At 47.6% G+C, this 208-nt stretch carries 1 pseudogene; it reads right to left on the bottom strand.

What is annotated here, in order from left to right:
* Positions 1–208: pseudogene (locus tag HMPREF2697_RS10560) on the bottom strand (LPXTG cell wall anchor domain-containing protein); the annotation flags it as partial.

Below are 208 nucleotides of genomic sequence, written 5' to 3'. Positions count from 1 at the left end.
TTGAGACTGAGGTCGAAAGGCTCGCTGATACTGACGCAGAAGCCTGATGACTTGCCGATAGCGATAGTGAGACTGAATCTACTGAGTTTGATACTGAATCTGTGGCTGAGGCTGACTGGCTAACAACATCTCCTCTGACTGCAGATTCTGTAATAGCTCCAGAATGACCCAAAACCGCTGAATCAGAAGCTGCCAAAACATCTGTCGT

The organism is Streptococcus sp. HMSC064D12, from assembly GCF_001837205.1.
Taxonomy (GTDB): Bacteria; Bacillota; Bacilli; order Lactobacillales; family Streptococcaceae; genus Streptococcus; species Streptococcus salivarius_D.
The sequence above is the reverse complement of the archived record's forward strand: the minus strand, read 5'-3'. Positions and strand labels throughout refer to the sequence as shown.